The sequence below is a fragment of the Faecalimonas umbilicata genome (assembly GCF_004346095.1).
In the GTDB taxonomy this organism is placed as follows: Bacteria; Bacillota; Clostridia; order Lachnospirales; family Lachnospiraceae; genus Faecalimonas; species Faecalimonas umbilicata.
The window spans coordinates 59,002-75,254 of the sequence record NZ_SLZV01000010.1 but is presented as its reverse complement, the minus strand read 5'-3'; the positions used below and the strand labels follow the sequence as shown (position 1 = coordinate 75,254).

At 44.3% G+C, this 16,253-nt stretch carries 13 protein-coding genes; 6 read left to right on the top strand and 7 right to left on the bottom strand.

The window, feature by feature from the left end; genetic code table 11:
* Position 1: 1 nt before the first annotated feature.
* Both dnaB and EDD74_RS06280 read left to right on the top strand, forming a co-directional pair.
* Entirely contained in the window at positions 2–1,345 is a 1,344-nt protein-coding gene (gene dnaB, locus EDD74_RS06285; RefSeq protein WP_008977113.1) for a replicative DNA helicase, read from the top strand.
* An 88-nt stretch (positions 1,346–1,433) separates the two neighbouring features.
* Positions 1,434–2,039 (top strand): helix-turn-helix domain-containing protein, encoded by a 606-nt coding sequence (locus tag EDD74_RS06280; protein ID WP_116441057.1) that lies wholly within the window; start codon positions 1,434–1,436, stop codon positions 2,037–2,039.
* A gap of 154 nt (positions 2,040–2,193) precedes the next feature.
* On the opposite strand, the gene EDD74_RS06275 is transcribed toward EDD74_RS06280, so the two are convergent.
* From EDD74_RS06275 to pflB, 4 genes are all read right to left on the bottom strand, one after another.
* Positions 2,194–2,373: a DUF362 domain-containing protein gene (locus EDD74_RS06275; RefSeq protein ID WP_330572380.1), complete on the bottom strand. Its 180-nt coding sequence runs from the start codon at positions 2,371–2,373 to the stop codon at positions 2,194–2,196.
* A 169-nt stretch (positions 2,374–2,542) separates the two neighbouring features.
* Entirely contained in the window at positions 2,543–3,316 is a 774-nt protein-coding gene (pflA, locus tag EDD74_RS06270) for a pyruvate formate-lyase-activating protein (protein WP_116441058.1), read from the bottom strand.
* Between the two features lie 180 nt (positions 3,317–3,496).
* A complete protein-coding gene (gene grcA3, locus EDD74_RS06265; protein WP_270196201.1) occupies positions 3,497–3,757 on the bottom strand; it encodes an autonomous glycyl radical cofactor GrcA3 in 261 nt (86 codons plus the stop codon).
* A gap of 40 nt (positions 3,758–3,797) precedes the next feature.
* Entirely contained in the window at positions 3,798–5,909 is a 2,112-nt protein-coding gene (gene pflB / locus EDD74_RS06260; RefSeq protein ID WP_008977108.1) for a formate C-acetyltransferase, read from the bottom strand.
* A gap of 368 nt (positions 5,910–6,277) precedes the next feature.
* Here pflB and EDD74_RS06255 point away from each other — a divergent pair, with 368 nt between their 5' ends.
* On the top strand, positions 6,278–7,504 hold the full coding sequence (locus EDD74_RS06255) for a substrate-binding domain-containing protein (protein ID WP_116441059.1): 1,227 nt from the start codon (positions 6,278–6,280) through the stop codon (positions 7,502–7,504).
* Positions 7,505–7,651: 147 nt separating this feature from the next.
* Here EDD74_RS06255 and EDD74_RS06250 read toward each other — a convergent pair whose 3' ends face one another.
* From EDD74_RS06250 to EDD74_RS06240, 3 genes are read right to left on the bottom strand one after another with little or no spacing between them, the layout of a single operon-like run.
* Positions 7,652–9,067 (bottom strand): HAMP domain-containing sensor histidine kinase, encoded by a 1,416-nt coding sequence (locus EDD74_RS06250; protein ID WP_008977106.1) that lies wholly within the window; start codon positions 9,065–9,067, stop codon positions 7,652–7,654.
* A gap of 1 nt (position 9,068) precedes the next feature.
* The gene (locus EDD74_RS06245; protein ID WP_016441331.1) at positions 9,069–9,770 is read right to left on the bottom strand and encodes a response regulator transcription factor; all 702 of its coding nucleotides are present in this window, start codon (positions 9,768–9,770) and stop codon (positions 9,069–9,071) included.
* A 32-nt stretch (positions 9,771–9,802) separates the two neighbouring features.
* On the bottom strand, positions 9,803–12,175 hold the full coding sequence (locus EDD74_RS06240) for an endonuclease MutS2 (RefSeq protein WP_116441390.1): 2,373 nt from the start codon (positions 12,173–12,175) through the stop codon (positions 9,803–9,805).
* Positions 12,176–12,299: 124 nt separating this feature from the next.
* Between EDD74_RS06240 and EDD74_RS06235 the strand changes: the two genes are divergently transcribed.
* The 3 genes from EDD74_RS06235 to rlmD all read left to right on the top strand — a co-directional run bounded on the left by EDD74_RS06235 (position 12,300) and on the right by rlmD (position 16,186).
* Positions 12,300–13,559 carry a S1C family serine protease gene (locus EDD74_RS06235; RefSeq protein ID WP_008977102.1) on the top strand — a complete coding sequence of 420 codons (1,260 nt, stop codon included), beginning with the start codon at positions 12,300–12,302 and terminating at the stop codon, positions 13,557–13,559.
* A 41-nt stretch (positions 13,560–13,600) separates the two neighbouring features.
* Positions 13,601–14,542 carry a 3'-5' exoribonuclease YhaM family protein gene (locus tag EDD74_RS06230; protein ID WP_016439521.1) on the top strand — a complete coding sequence of 314 codons (942 nt, stop codon included), beginning with the start codon at positions 13,601–13,603 and terminating at the stop codon, positions 14,540–14,542.
* Between the two features lie 243 nt (positions 14,543–14,785).
* Positions 14,786–16,186, top strand: a complete 1,401-nt coding sequence (gene rlmD, locus EDD74_RS06225; protein ID WP_116441060.1) for a 23S rRNA (uracil(1939)-C(5))-methyltransferase RlmD — start codon at positions 14,786–14,788, stop codon at positions 16,184–16,186.
* Positions 16,187–16,253: the final 67 nt, after the last annotated feature.

Here is a 16,253-nt window from a genome sequence, read left to right as displayed (position 1 = left end):
CATGGAAGAGGCATTGATCAAGAGAGTCCTTCCGCACAGCCTCGAGGCGGAGCAATCCGTTGTCGGCGCAATGCTGATGGACAAGGATGCGATCATGACAGCGGCAGAAATCGTCAGCCGGGAGGATTTTTACCAGACGGCATATGGCATTCTGTTTGAGGCTATGGTGGAACTTTTCAATGAAGGGAAGCCGGTCGATCTGATCACACTTCAGGAGCGTCTGAAAGAAAAGGATGTTCCGCCGGAAATCACCAGCCTTGAATTTGCAAGAGATCTTCTGACAGCAGTTCCGACTTCTGCGAATGTAAAATATTATGCAGAGATCGTCATGGAAAAATCGATGCTGCGGAAACTGATCAAGCTGAATGAGGAGATTGAGAACATGTGTTATCTCGGTCGGGATTCGCTGGAGGCGGTGCTTGAGACGACGGAGAAGAGAGTATTTGAGCTTGTACAGAAGAGAAATACCGGAGACTATGTTCCGATCAAGCAGGTCGTGTTAAATGCGTTAGATAAGATCGAGAAGTCTTCCAAGACGAAAGGAACCGTCACCGGAATTCCGACAGGGTTCATTGATCTTGATTATAAAACATCCGGCCTGCAGCCGTCTGATCTGATCCTCGTGGCAGCGAGACCGTCTATGGGAAAGACAGCGTTCGTGCTTAATATCGCACAGCATGTGGCATTTCGCAGCAATAAGACGGTGGCAATCTTCAGTCTTGAGATGTCCAAGGAACAGTTGGTGAACCGTCTGTTTTCTTTGGAGTCTCAGGTAGATGCACAGCTGCTCCGTACCGGTAATCTGAAGGATTCCGATTGGGAGAAGCTAATCGAAGGAGCTGGAGTGATTGGAAAGTCTAAGATGATCATTGATGATACGCCGGGAATCTCTATTTCAGAACTCCGCTCTAAGTGCAGAAAGTTTAAGCTGGAGCAAGGGTTAGACCTGATCATCATCGACTATTTGCAGTTGATGACCGGACGTGTAGGTGGACGTGCAGAATCCAGACAGCAGGAGATCTCGGATATTTCCAGATCATTGAAAGGACTTGCCAGAGAGCTGAATGTACCGGTTATTGCACTTTCTCAGCTGAGCCGAGCTGTAGAGCAGAGGCCGGATCATCGTCCGATGATGTCAGACCTTCGAGAATCCGGTGCGATCGAGCAGGATGCCGACGTGGTGATGTTTATTTACCGTGATGATTATTATAACAAAGATACAGATATGAAGAACATTGCAGAGATCATCATTGCGAAACAGAGAAACGGTCCGATCGGAACTGTGAATCTTGCATGGCTTCCAAATTATACGAAGTTTGCCAATGCGACGAGAAAGCAGGAATAATGGCGAAACTTGCGATGGAAAGAGCAAAAGAACAGACCTTCAATATGTTATAATCTTTATAGGTTATTACATATTGGAGGTTATTTTTATGGGCGAAGTTCACTATATGATTTCAGAAGCTGCAAAGAGAGTCGGGGTGGAGGCACATGTGCTGAGATACTGGGAGGAAGAACTTGACCTTCCGATCGGCAGGACAGAGATGGGGCACCGTTACTATACAGAAGATGACATCCGTTTATTTCACTGCATCAAGGATCTCAAAGAGCAGAGCATGCAGTTGAGAGAGTTAAAGACCGTCATACCAGAGTTAAAGAAAGCGCGGGAACAGAAGAAGAAAAAGCTGGCAGAGATGGAGGAAAGGGAGAACAGCAGAATGAGTCAGACAGAAGGACAGCTTGTCAAGGCACAGCCGGAAGTGGTGGATACGGACAAGTTTTTGCAAGTTCAGAGCTTTATCGGGGAGGCACTTCAGAAAGTTATCGTGGAGAATAATACGAAGCTTGCGCAGGAAGTCAGCCATACAGTTACAAAAAATGTACTTGGCGAGATGGAAACGTTGTTTCATCTAAAAGAGCAGAAAGAAGAAGAACATTACCGCAAGCTGGACAGCCTGATCAGACAGCAGCAGCAGATCAGACGCGAGAGTGTGAAGGTATCACCGGTTGGAAAGTTGAGAAAATTGCTGGAAGGATAGCATGAAGTGAACAAAAGATGGGGGATAACATGATTTTTTAGGACAAGTTTATGGTGCAAAAAAGGGGACGGATCAGACATTACATCTGATCCGTCCCACTTTTATGCCTATATACTTACTGGGCTATGCTGGCTGCCAGGCAGCCATATCTGAATTATTCAGCAGAGATAGCTCCTGTTGGACATTGTGCAGCACAAGCTCCACAGTCTACGCAAGCATCAGCATTGATTTCGTAGTGATCTGCTCCCTGAGAGATTGCTCCAACTGGACATTCAGCTTCGCAAGCTCCACAGCTTACACATTCATCGCTAATTACGTGTGCCATAGTATGTATCCTCCTTTTCTGTGGCAGAATGAACTCTGCCTATTTGTGTTTATTTTAATACAAATGAGCCAAATATACAAGTCTATTTTGTGCTCTGAATTTAATACAAAGAAAAAGAGTTTCAATCAGAGTACAAAAAGACTGGAAGACAACAGAACAGAGATCCAAACAATTTGTCTTAAAGTTCTTCCGACAGTTTGTTCAGACGTTGTTTTTCATGCTTATATGCAGCGAGAACAACACGTTTGGCAGCCTCTGCATCTTCTTTACTTGGTTCTGGAGTATCCTTTAACGGATAATCCATATGAAGGTTATCGTATTTTGCCTTTCCCATAGAGTGGTAAGGAAGAATATCGAGCGCTTTGACATTGTTCAGTGTTCCGAGAAATGTGCCAAGTTGTTCCAGATATTCTTGATAGAAAGTGATGCCGGGAACAATCACATGGCGTACCCAGATCGGAATGTTTTGCTCATCGAGATAGCGTGCAAATGCCAGGATACGATCATTGGAGTGCGCAGTCAGTTTCTTGTGTTCTTCTCCGTTGATATGTTTGATATCAAGCATGATCAGGTCTGTGACCTGAAGGAGCTTTTCCAGCTTTTCCATAAATACTGCATTGGATGGCTGAAACATAATCCCAGAAGTATCGATACAGGTGTGGATATGGTCTTTCTTCAGCTTTGTAAAGAGCTCGATCAGAAAATCCATCTGCATCATTGGTTCACCGCCTGTCACAGTCACACCGCCATGGCGGTAAAATGGGAGATTAGAGTAGAAGCCTTCCAGTACTTCCTCTACACTTTGCTGTTCTCCGATGTTTGGCTCCCATGTATCTGGATTGTGACAGTACAGACAGCGCATTGGGCAGCCCTGAAGAAAGATTACGTAGCGCAGCCCCGGGCCATCTACGGTTCCACAGCTTTCAATCGAATGTATATATCCTTTTGTCATAAAAGACACCTGCCTTTCAGTATGATAAAGTTCGGTATGAGAAAAGGCTGTCGCAGAATGGAAAGATCAGAAACCATTTCGGCGGCAGCCCCTTGAAGTCATTATTGCAATTCGATACGGAGAACAGAACGTCTGATGACATAGACGATATGTCGTCAGACGGCTCTCTCTGCCGTTACATTACATTCCTTCGTGGAATGTACGGGAAATAACGTCGTCCTGCTGTTCTTTTGTAAGTTTGATAAAGTTTACAGCGTATCCTGAAACACGAACAGTTAACTGTGGGTAGTTTTCTGGGTGTTTCTGAGCGTCTAATAATGTTTCTCTTGTAAATACGTTTACATTTAAGTGGTGTCCACCCTGCTCTACGTATCCGTCTAACATATTTACTAAGTTATCTACCTGCTGCTGATTTACTGCCATAGTGTTATCCTCCTTGATTTTGGTTTTTCTTTATCTGATTTTTGTATTGTCGGACAGATTATTCGTTGTCGATGCTGTCCATGATGTTTGGAATGTTGCAAGCCTGGTTTCCACATTCTTCGATTCTGTCAAGGTCAAGGTCACCTGCAAAGATCTTATCTTCTTTTCCAAGTGCTCCCGGAATGATAGAGAATGTGTTGGAAATTCCGTCCTGAGCATGTCTGAATGGAATCTTAGCTACAGATGCAAGGGAAGCTAATGCTCCGTGAGAATCACGTCCGTGCATTGGGTTTGCTCCTGGTGCTAAAGGTTCTCCAAGCTTTCTTCCGTCTGGTGTGTTACCTGTCTTCTTACCATATACAACGTTAGATGTGATAGTAAGGATAGAAGTTGTAGGAACACCGTGACGGTATGTGTGATGTTTTCTGATCTTGTCCATGAAAGAACGTACAACAGTTACCGCGATCTCATCTACATCATCATCGTTGTTACCGTATTTCGGGAAATCTCCCTCTACTTCGTAGTCTACTACTAATCCGTCTTCGTCTCTGATCGGTTTTACTTTTGCATATTTGATTGCACTTAAAGAGTCAGCTACAACAGAAAGTCCTGCGATACCTGTTGCAAAGTAACGTTTTACTTCACGGTCATGAAGAGCCATCTGGATTTTTTCGTAGCAATATTTGTCATGCATGTAGTGGATGATATTTAATGTGTTTACATATAATTCAGCAAGCCATTCCATCATGTCGTCGAATTTAGCCATAACATCATCGTAGTCAAGGTATTCACCTTCTACCGGACGGTATTTTGGTCCTACCTGTACTTTGGATTTCTCATCCACACCACCGTTGATTGCGTATAATAAACATTTTGCAAGGTTTGCACGAGCTCCGAAGAACTGCATTTCCTTACCGATTCTCATAGAAGATACACAGCATGCGATTGCGTAGTCATCTCCGTGAGTCGGACGCATTAAATCATCGTTTTCATACTGGATAGAAGATGATTTGATAGACATCTTCGCACAGTATTCTTTAAATGCTTTTGGAAGACGAGTAGACCAGAGAACTGTTAAGTTCGGTTCTGGAGCTGTTCCAAGGTTGTCTAATGTGTGAAGGTAACGGAAAGATGTCTTTGTTACGAGCGGACGTCCGTCAACACCAACACCACCGATAGACTCTGTTACCCATGTCGGGTCACCGGAGAATAATGCATTGTATTCTGGTGTACGTGCAAATTTTACAAGACGAAGCTTCATAATGAAGTGGTCAATGTATTCCTGAGCCTGTTCCTCTGTGATCAGTCCTCTTTCTAAGTCACGCTGGATATAGATATCAAGGAATGTAGAAGTACGTCCAAGACTCATTGCTGCACCGTTTTGTTCTTTAACAGCTGCAAGGTATCCAAAGTATAACCACTGGATAGCTTCTTTTGCATTGGAAGCTGGTTTTGTAATATCGTATCCGTAGATTTCTCCTAATTTTGCTAATTCGCCAAGTGCGCGGATCTGCTCAGATAATTCTTCACGAAGACGGATGTTATCTCCTGTCATTCTCACTAAAGAAGTAGCAAGCTGTTCTTTCTTGTCTGCGATCAGCCAGTCTGTTCCGTATAAAGCAACACGGCGGTAGTCACCGATGATACGTCCACGTCCGTATGCATCCGGAAGTCCTGTAATGATACCAGATTTTCTTGCTGCTCTCATCTCTGGTGTGTAGGCATCAAATACACCCTGATTGTGTGTTTTTCTGTATTCTGTAAAGATTTTTACGATTTCAGGGTCAACTTCATATCCATTTTCATGGCAGGCGTTCTGAGCCATACGGATACCACCGTAAGGTTGTAAAGAGCGTTTGAATGGTTTATCTGTCTGGAAACCAACGATCTGTTCTAAGTCTTTGTTTAAGTAACCTGCTGCATGGGAAGTGATGCTTGATACAATTTTTGTATCCATGTCAAGAACTCCGCCTGCTTCGCGTTCCTGCTTTGAAAGATCCATTACCTGAGCCCAAAGAGTCTTTGTAGCTTCTGTAGGACCTGCTAAGAAAGAATCGTCCCCCTCATATGGTGTGTAGTTTGACTGAATGAAGTCACGTACGTTTACTGATGTACGGTTCCAACGTCCTGGCTTGAATCCGTCCCAACTAGAGTTCCAGTTTTTTTCCATTATATTTCCTCCTAAATCGTTGTAAAAAAGTTAGTAGTTTGTAAAATGTTTGTTAAATAATTCACTTAGATTATATCAATTTGCTATAAGAAAAGTCAATAGGTTGGATTGTACTAAATTGCATACAGTATACAAATTGTGAACACTGTATAAAACCTTATAAAAATTTAAGAAAAAATTTCTTCTATTTTTTGTAATTTAGTGTATAGTAGATAGGTAATAACCTAGAGGGCGGACGGAAGTTGATTTTTTTCTTTTAAAATTGTGAAAAGTCATTGCCGGTGCCCGAAGATTTTACGTATATTTACAAGTGTGTGACATAGGCTTTGAAATATACGTTCAGAATGAAAAAATGGAGTGTGTAAAAAATGCAGAGAAGAAGGAAGAGCATCATAGGGCTGGCATGTCTGATGAGTGCAATGCTTCTATTTTCTTCTTGTGGGAAGGAAGCAGAGGAAGAGAAGCAAGATACACAGACACAGGCAGATACAGAAAAAGAGGAGCCGAAAGAGAAAGAAGGACAGGGCAATTTAAATATTATTTCTCCGCAGGCATACAGCAATGTGGACGGTCTTACCCTGGAACCGGGAACATACATTTCCCTGATCGGGAAGGAAGCCGGAACCGAATATTGGAAGATGGTAGAAAAAGGGGCCAAGCAAGCAGTATCGGAATTGAACAGTGCACTGGGTTACAAAGGGGAAGATAAGATCAAGTTAAATTACAGTGGTCCGAGCGAGAGTGAGAGCGTGGACGAGCAGATTAATATTTTAGATGAAGAACTGGCCCGCTATCCAAATGCAGTTGGGATTGCGATCATTGACTCCAATGCTTGTTCGGTGCAGTTTGATCTTGCTACAGAGAATGGAATTCCAATTGTTGCCTTTGATTCCGGAAGTGATTACCAGGGACTGCAGTCACTCTGCTCTACCAATAATACAGAAGCAGCACAGACTGCGGCAGTGAATCTGGCTACGGCATTAGATAACAAGGGAAAGGTACTCGTATTTGTCCACGATTCTAAGTCTACTACTGCGAGAGAGCGTCAGAGTGGTTTTGCGGATACACTCGCAAAAGATTATCCGGAAGTTGAGATCGCGGAAGTTGTCTATCTGGATAATCTGGAAGACGTGAAAGGACTTTTGGCAGAGAAGAAGAACCAGGAAGCGAAAATCAATCCAGAAGATGAGAAGGCAGCGCAGAAGGAAGACTTTACTGATGAGCAGGCAATCCAGTATATTCTGGAGCAACACCCGGATGTGACGGGCTGTTTTACAACCAATGTGGATGCGACACAGAAAATACTGTCGATTGTCAATGAGATGAAGCAGTCAAAAGATACTAAGCAGGCAGAGGCTGCTGAGAATCTCAAGATAATCGGATTCGACGGAGGAGAGAAACAGATGGAGGCGCTGGAGAATGGAGAACTGGAAGGTCTTGTTGTTCAGAATCCGTATGGTATGGGATATGCCACTGCGATTGCCTGTGCGCGTTCCATCGCGAATCAAGGAAATGAGGCAGTTGTTGACACAGGATATGTGTGGGTGACAAAAGATAATATGGAGGATAAAAATATCAGCCGTATTTTGTATTAGTGAGGAAAGGAATATGAAATTCAAAAGCAGATAAAGCTGTAATCAATGCAGATACTAATACAAATCATCAAAAAAGAGAAACGACATTTCAGTGGAGGAAATGTGTTTCTCTTTTTTTGTATCGTTTCTTTTCGTGTAAGGAAGAAACTAATTTTCACTGCTTTTTGTGAGTGAGAAAATAAATTCTGTGCCGACTCCTTCTGTGCTGATAACGTTGATATTTTCTCCATGTGCCTGAATGATTTCCTTGACGATCGCAAGTCCGAGCCCGGTTCCTTTCTTGTCTTTTCCACGGGAGAGATCGCTCTTATAGAAACGCTCCCACACTTTTGTGAGACTTTTTTTCGGAATCCCGATTCCGGAGTCTTTGACGGAGACGAACACTTTTCCATTGCGTTCGGTCGTCTCGAGTACGATGGAAGAGTCCGGATTACTGAATTTGATCGCGTTATCCAGCAAGTTGTATAAGACTTGCTGAATCTTACCGCGGTCGGCAAAGACATTCTGGATGCGCGGATCAAAGAGCAGTTCGATTGAAATTTTCTTGGAGGTACAAGTTCCTTCAAAAGAAGCGGCAGTGTGTTTGATCGTGTCGTGCAGATTGAAGTTGGTCTTGTCAAGCAGAAGATCTTTCGTGTCAAATTCATTTAATGTCAGAAGATCTTTTGTCAGATCCGTCAGGCGCTCGGTCTCAAACAGTATGATGTTCAAATATTTTCCCTGAAGTTCTTGTGGGATTGTTCCATCGACAATCGCTTCCACATATCCTTTGATGGATGTCAGCGGAGAGCGGAAGTCGTGGGAGACATTGGCGATGAACTTCTTCTGATAGTCTTCCATATCTTTGAGCTGTGCTGCCATATAGTTGAGAGAGGCAGACAGATAGCCCATCTCGTCTTCTGTCCGCACCGGGATCTCATAAGTCAGATTGCCGGAGGCATATTGGGTGGCAGCCTCTGTGATCTTCCGCAGCGGCTGGTAAATGAAAAAGTGGAATGCCAGCAGGATGCAGAAAGACAAAATGTAGATGACAACAATGGTAATATAGACATTTCGCAATAAAGAAGAAGTCTGCTGTTCGAGATCTTCGTAAGGTTTGTGCAGCAGCAGATATCCCTTCGTCGTAAAGCCTTGTGTGACCGGTGCAATCACTGTGATGACTTTTTTATCAAAAAGATCATGGTAAGTTCCGAGCAGATATTTGGAACTGCCATTTTCCGCAGGATCAAAGTCTGGGATTTCGGATGGCGGAACCGGCATTTCATCTGCTCCCGCAGATAGAATCACCTGTCCAGTGCGGTCAATGAACCATGTTGATGCATGTAGATAAGTGGACATCCCATCTAACTGCGTGTGAATGTCGGAAAGTGTCAGATCGTCTGTAAAATATCCGGTCAGGTAATCATTGGCGAGCAAGGTGGCTTCTTTATAAAGGGTATCAGAAGTATCTTCTTCCAGCTCAGAGATCGTCAGCTCATGGGTGAGTGTGGCGACTGTGAACAGGCAGAGAAATCCGAAGATCAGATAAATGCTGATAAATTTTAAGTACAAAGTGCTGCGCATACTATTTCACCTCGAACTTGTACCCGATACCCCACACGGTGCCGAGACTCCATGTCGGATGGTCCTTGATTTTTTCGCGCAGACGCTTGATATGCACATCGACAGTTCTTGTATCTCCGATGTATTCGTAGCCCCAGATTTGATCGAGGAGCTGTTCTCTTGTAAATACTTGATTTGGTGAGGATGCGAGGAAATAAAGCAGTTCCAGTTCCTTTGGAGGCATTTCGACTACTTTTCCGTCACAGACGACAGAGTAGTTCGTCAAGTTGATCTCAATGCCAGGGTAGGAAACGCATTTGCCTTTCTCTGCGGCAGCAGTTTCCTGTCTAGGTGCCTGGTAGCGGCGGAGCACTGCTTTGACTCTTGCGACGAGCTCTTTGGAATCAAAAGGCTTGATCATGTAGTCATCTGCACCAAGTTCGAGACCAAGTACTTTATCAAAGACTTCTCCCTTTGCGGAGAGCATGATGATCGGAGTATCTGATTTTGCCCGAATCTCGCGGCAGACCTGATAACCGTCGATGCCCGGCAGCATTAAGTCAAGCAGTACGAGATTTGGCGAATAGCTGTCAAATGCAGCTAACGCCTCCTCGCCGTCATGTACCATCATCGTGTCGAAGCATTCTTTCAAAAGATAGAGGGAGATCAGCTCTGCAATATTTTCATCGTCATCGACGATTAAGATTTTCTGTTTAGTTACCATGGGGTAGGAATCCCTCCTTTATTTCAAATCTACTACTTAAATTCCACGATCGTGACGCCGGCATCTCCTTCACCGAACGCACCGAGGCGGTAAGATTTTACATGTTTTTGTCGTTTTAAATAGTTATGGATACCGCTGCGGAGTGCACCGGTTCCCTTGCCGTGCACGATGCGGACGGGACTGATGTGCGACATGTACGCATCATCTAAATATTTGTCGAGTTCTGCAATCGCCTCGTCTACCGTCTTTCCGAGCAGGTTAATCTCTGGGCGGACAGACATGGTCTTTTTCATTTTCATCTTTCCGGAGGAAGTCTTCTGCAGATGTTTCCCCGTGATCACAGGTTCATCGATGATCTCCAGATCGGAGATATTTACCTGGGAGCGAAGGATTCCCATCTGTACGAAAAGATCTCCTTTCGCATTTGGAAGAGAACTTACGGTTCCGGTCAGATTGAGGCTGAGCACTTTTACAGCTTCGCCGAGTTTGAAATCACTTGGCTTATGCTGTTTTTTCGGTTTTTTCGTGTCAAGCTTCACACCGGATCCGGTCTTTTTGATCTTCTGGCGGAGTCGTTCGCGCTCGCGTTCCATCTCTGCGGCAGAGATATTTTCTTTCCCAAACTTGCGGAAGTTCTTCATAGTCTCGTCAGCAACTTCTTTTGCCTCGCGGAGAATCGCGTTTGCTTTTTCGTTCGCTTCATTGATAATGCGCTCTTTGCGCTCGTCAAGGCGTTCTTGTTTTTGCTCTAATTTCTGTTTCAGAGCTTCTACTTCGCGCTTGTAGGCAGCGATTTCCTGCTGTTCTTTCTCAATGGTACGTCTGCTGTTTTCGAGGTCTGCAAGGAGATCTTCAAAGGATTCATCCTGTTCGGACAGACGTTCTTTCGCATCTGCGATAATATAATCCGGCAGACCAAGTTTACTGGAAATCGCAAAGGCATTACTCTTTCCAGGGATACCGATCAGCAGATGGTAAGTTGGACGGAGTGTCTCTACGTCAAATTCACAGCAGGCATTTTCTACACCCGGAGTGGAAAGTGCATAGACTTTCAGCTCACTGTAATGAGTCGTTGCCATCGTGCGGATTTTCCGCTCGTGCAGGTAGGACAGAATGGAAGTTGCAAGTGCAGCTCCTTCGGTTGGATCGGTTCCGGCACCGAGCTCATCGAACAGCACAAGAGAGTGCTCATCCACGTGCTGCAGGAAGGAAACGATATTGGTCATATGAGAAGAGAAGGTACTGAGACTCTGCTCGATACTTTGCTCATCGCCGATATCCGCATACACTTCGTGGAACAGCGCCAATTCTGAGCGATCCAGTGCAGGAATATGAAGTCCTGCCTGCCCCATCAGTGTGAAAAGACCGACTGTTTTTAGCGATACGGTTTTTCCGCCGGTGTTCGGACCGGTTACGATCAGAAGATCAAAGGCATCTCCCAGTGTGACCGTGATCGGGACTACCTTTTTCTTATCGAGAAGCGGATGGCGTCCTTCACGGATATGGATATAGCCATGGTCGTTAAAAATCGGTTTGCTTGCATTTAAGGAGAGGGCAAAGGAACCCTTTGCGAAGATAAAGTCCAGTTCTGTAAGCAGCTTATAGTTTCTGCGAATCTCCGTCACATAGCCGGCGGCATCTGCGCTGAGATTGGCAAGGATCACCTGGATCTCTTCCTGCTCCTTTCCGTAAAGTTCTTTTAGATCATTATTTAACTTTACGACAGCCATTGGTTCAATAAAGAGTGTCGAACCGGTAGAAGACTGGTCGTGGATCATTCCCTGTACTTGGCTGCGGTATTCCGCTTTGACTGGAAGACAGTATCTGTCTCCACGCATCGTAATAATGGCATCCTGCAGATAAGTACGCAGAGAGCCGTTGACAAGCGAAAGCAGCGTAGAATGTACTTTGTCGTTTGTCTGGGAAATACTTCTTCGAATGTGCTTCAGGGTACTGCTCGCGTCATCGCTGATCTCATCTTCATCGATAATGCAGCGGCGGATCTCGCCGGCAAGGATCGACAGTGGTTCCAGCTGATCGAAATACACGTCGAGGCAGTCCTGCTCCTCGTCCACAGTCTCGTGCCGCCCATAAGCTTTGGCACGGTTTGTTACTTCCAGTAATTTGCAGATGCGGAGCAGTTCATTACAGCCGAGCGCTCCGCCAATCTCCAGACGCATCAGAGAATCTTCCACAGTGTATACACCGCTGAAAGAGAGACGTCCTTTTTTTACAATTCTTGTAAAAGCCGCCGCGGTCTGTTCTTGCGCGGTTGTGATTTCGGCCAGGGAGGTCATCGGAGCCAAATGGCTGCAGAGGATCTTTCCGCCCGGGGAAGAAGCCTGCTCTGCAAGTAATTCAGTTATTTTGTTGTATTCTAGTTTTTTTAAAGTCTTTTTATTCATAATCATTCACCTGTTTCCATTCTACCTTATATTTGTAATAAAGGAAAGCAGAAATATTCTATACTTATTGAACATTGACAAATGTTAGGGTATACTGTAAAGAGGATGAAAAAGGAGATACGTCATGTCTATGGAGAACAAGGAAGGCCCAGAAAAATTTTCTTTTTTGCAGGAGGTAATCAAGGAGAAGCCTCTGAATCGAAAAAAGCTCATGCATAAGGCAGCCGGGCTGGCGGCGGCAGGAATTCTATTCGGTGCGTTTGCCAGTATTAGTTTTTGTGTGTTCCAACCATGGGTTGATGAACAGCTGAATGCAGAAGAAGAGATTACCATTCCAAAGGACGAGGAACCTGAAGAACATCCACAGGAAGCAAAGGCAGAGGAAGAAGAAAGAGAGCCGGAGCTTACCCTTGAAAATTTTAAAGAACTGGAACGTGCGATGTACCAAGTTGCTGCGGAGGCGAATAAAAGTATTGTCTCAGTGACTTCTGCCGGAGAAGATGATAACTGGACAGAGGAAGAGCGAAAAGAAGGAACCGGTGCATGTGGCGTGATCATGCCATCCAACAGCAGAGAATATCTGATCCTGACGATGGGAAGTGCCATCAAGGATGCAGAGCAGATTCAGGTGACATTTGGAGATGGCGTATCCTATGATGCTGCAGTCAGAAAGAAGGATGCGGTGTTGGGGATTGCAGTGCTTGCGGTTGATCGGAATCAGGTCAGTGACAGCACAAAGAATCAGATCCAGGAGGCTGTCCTTGGCAATTCTAACATGACTTACAAAGGAGATGTAGTGATTGCACTGGGAAGTCTGTTTGGTTACTCCAAAGGGATGGGATATGGCATTATCAGTTCCAATAAAAATACAGTCAGTGTAGCAGACCGAGTATACCGGCTGTTGGACACAGACATACCTGCCTCCAGACAAGGGAGCGGTGTGTTATTTAATATCGACGGTGAAGTCATCGGATTTACATTTGCTGCCGAACAGGTGACGGATGAAAGCAGTACACTGCGTGTCCTTGCAGTTTCGGATGTGAAAGAAGAACTGGAAAAGCTGCTAAATGGCAACAGTGTTCCATATATCGGTATCGTCGGAACGAATGTGACGGATGAAATTGCAGAGGCACAGAAACTTCCGAAGGGAATCTATGTCAAAGAGATTGAGGCAGATTCTCCGGGAATGGCTGCAGGAGTTCAGTGTGGAGATATTATCACTGCAATGGACGGCGATCCGGTGGTGACCGTGAAAGCACTGCATAACAAACTGCTGACATTTCAGCCGGGAGATGAAGTGAAGTTGTCGGCAAAAAGACTTGGTTCCGAAGGATATGTGGAGATCAGTTATACCGTTGTCATCGGAGGAGCCGAGAAGAAATAGAAGAATTAAAATGAGAATATTATAATAGAAAGAGGATAGAAATGAGATATATTAATACATTACATGAGGGAGAGACCATTCGCTGTATTTATTTGTGCAAAGGAAAGCGATCTGCAGAGACGCGAAATGGAAAGGCATATGACAATCTGATTTTACAGGATAAGACGGGAACTTTAGACGGAAAAGTGTGGGATCCAAATTCCAATGGAATTGCAGAGTATGATGAGATGGATTTTATCGAAGTATTCGGAGATGTCATTTGCTATAATGGAAATCTTCAGCTGAATATCAAGCAGATCCGCAAGGCATTTGAAGATGAGTATGTGGCGGCAGACTACATGCCGACAAGTGAGAAGAGTGTCGAGGGAATGTATCAGGAGTTGATGAAATATGTGGCACAGATTGATAATGAATATTTGAGAAGAGCAGTGGAGTATTATTTCAAAGACGATGCGGCATTTATCAAGCGGTTTCAGGCACACTCTGCGGCAAAGAGTGTACATCACGGATTTGCAGGAGGTCTTTTGGAGCACACGCTCAGTATTGTCAAAATGTGTGAATACTATGTAGGGGCGTATCCGATCCTGAATAAAGATCTTTTGTATGCGGCGGCGATGTACCATGATATCGGGAAGACAAAAGAACTTTCCGCATTTCCGGAAAATGATTATACGGATGATGGACAGCTGCTCGGACATATCATTATCGGAGTCGAGATGGCAAACGATGCGATTCGATCTATTCCGGGATTTCCGGAAAAGCTGGCAAGTGAGTTGAAGCACTGCATTATTGCACATCACGGAGAGTTAGAATACGGTTCTCCGAAAAAGCCTGCGCTGGCAGAAGCACTGGCACTTAATTTCGCGGACAGCACAGATGCCAAGTTACAGACTTTGACAGAGATTTTCAAAGAAAAAGATACGACAGACTGGCTTGGATATAACAGACTGTTCGAGAGTAATTTAAGAAAGACAAGTATTTAGAAATAAAAACAGAGAGATGAAAAAGGGTGCTGCAAAACAGAGAATTTCAACAAGATATAGATTGCATCGAATCAGAGATGAACTATACCATGTCTAAGAAATTGATTTTGCGGCACCCGCTTTCTTTGTTACATAGGAAATTCTTATGTAAAAAAACACACTTCGCGCGCGAGCAGTGATGAAAATGCCAAAGAGGCAAAGAGAAGTTGGAAACGGATACAATTTTATAGTAGGAGGAAGATCATGAAGAAAAATGATACAGCGGTCGTGAAGATCGAGGATATCGGGATCAACGGAGAGGGAATCGGAAAAGCAGACGGATATACACTGTTTATCAAGGATACTGTGATGGGAGATCTTGTGGAAGTGAAAGTGATGAAGGCGAAAAAGAACTATGGATATGCGAAGTTGCTTCGTGTTATTGAACCTTCAAAAAATCGTGTAGAAGCAAAATGTCTGGTCGCAAAACAGTGTGGAGGATGTCAGATCCAGGAGATGGATTATCAGGAACAGTTACAGTTCAAGCAGAAAAAAGTTATTGGAAATCTGGAACGGATCGGAGGATTTGCGCCGGAAGTATTAGAAAAGATCACGCAGCCGGTGTGTGGGATGGATGAGCCGTTTCATTACCGGAATAAAGCGCAGTTCCCGGTTGGGACGGACAAGGATGGCAAGGCAGTCACCGGATTCTATGCGGGAAGGACACATCAGATCATCCCGAATACAGATTGTGCGCTGGGGGTTTCTCAGAATCAGCAGATTTTAGAGGAGATTCTTTCGATCATGAATGAGAACCATATCCCGGCGTATAACGAGCAGGATTGCAGCGGACTGGTGCGCCACATTTTAATCCGCTATGGATTTACGACAAAAGAGATTATGGTTTGCTTTGTGATCAATGGGGATAACCTGCCATGTGCGGACAAATTTGTGGATAAGTTATCTCAAATCGAGGGCATGAGGAGTATAACTTTCAGCAAGAACAAAGAAAATACAAATGTCATTATGGGAAAAGAGATAGAAGTACTTTGGGGAGATGGTTACATTACCGATTATATTGGAAATGTAAAATACCAGATTTCTCCACTGTCGTTCTATCAGGTGAATCCGGTACAGACCGAAAAGCTTTATAAATATGCATTAGAATATGCAGGGCTGACCGGAGAAGAAACCGTGTGGGATCTGTACTGCGGAATCGGAACGATTTCTCTTTTCCTGGCACAAAAGGCAAAGCAGGTGTACGGTGTTGAGATTGTACCGCAGGCGATTGAAGATGCCAAACAAAATGCAGAATTAAATGATATGAAAAATGCAGAATTTTTTGTCGGGAAAGCAGAAGAAATACTTCCGGCATATTATGAAAATTATGCGAAAGAACATCCGGGGCAGCAGGCACATGCCGATGTGATTGTTGTCGATCCGCCGAGAAAAGGGTGCGAGGAAGCGCTGCTTGAAACAATGGTAAAAATGCAGCCAGACAGAATTGTCTATGTCAGCTGCGATTCTGCTACATTGGCAAGAGATTTAAAATATCTATGCGGGGAAGGGTATGCGTTGGAAAAAGTACAGGTAGTTGATCAGTTCCCGAATACCGTTCACACAGAATGCGTGACATTGTTGCAGAGGAGTAGAGGGAAGAAATAATTGAGAAGAGATTAAAATAATAAGGAATATAAGAGCTATGGGATGCAGTGAGGTGAAGCATAGCTCT

What these genes read in the sequence shown, in the direction of transcription:
- dnaB (WP_008977113.1), top strand. Translation starts at nt 2, where the DNA reads ATGGAAGAGGCATTGATCAAGAGAGTCCTTCCGCACAGCCTCGAGGCG.
- EDD74_RS06280 (WP_116441057.1), top strand. Translation starts at nt 1,434, where the DNA reads ATGGGCGAAGTTCACTATATGATTTCAGAAGCTGCAAAGAGAGTCGGG.
- pflA (WP_116441058.1), bottom strand. Translation starts at nt 3,316, where the DNA reads ATGACAAAAGGATATATACATTCGATTGAAAGCTGTGGAACCGTAGAT.
- pflB (WP_008977108.1), bottom strand. Translation starts at nt 5,909, where the DNA reads ATGGAAAAAAACTGGAACTCTAGTTGGGACGGATTCAAGCCAGGACGT.
- EDD74_RS06255 (WP_116441059.1), top strand. Translation starts at nt 6,278, where the DNA reads ATGCAGAGAAGAAGGAAGAGCATCATAGGGCTGGCATGTCTGATGAGT.
- EDD74_RS06250 (WP_008977106.1), bottom strand. Translation starts at nt 9,067, where the DNA reads ATGCGCAGCACTTTGTACTTAAAATTTATCAGCATTTATCTGATCTTC.
- EDD74_RS06245 (WP_016441331.1), bottom strand. Translation starts at nt 9,770, where the DNA reads ATGGTAACTAAACAGAAAATCTTAATCGTCGATGACGATGAAAATATT.
- EDD74_RS06240 (WP_116441390.1), bottom strand. Translation starts at nt 12,175, where the DNA reads ATGAATAAAAAGACTTTAAAAAAACTAGAATACAACAAAATAACTGAA.
- EDD74_RS06235 (WP_008977102.1), top strand. Translation starts at nt 12,300, where the DNA reads ATGTCTATGGAGAACAAGGAAGGCCCAGAAAAATTTTCTTTTTTGCAG.
- EDD74_RS06230 (WP_016439521.1), top strand. Translation starts at nt 13,601, where the DNA reads ATGAGATATATTAATACATTACATGAGGGAGAGACCATTCGCTGTATT.
- rlmD (WP_116441060.1), top strand. Translation starts at nt 14,786, where the DNA reads ATGAAGAAAAATGATACAGCGGTCGTGAAGATCGAGGATATCGGGATC.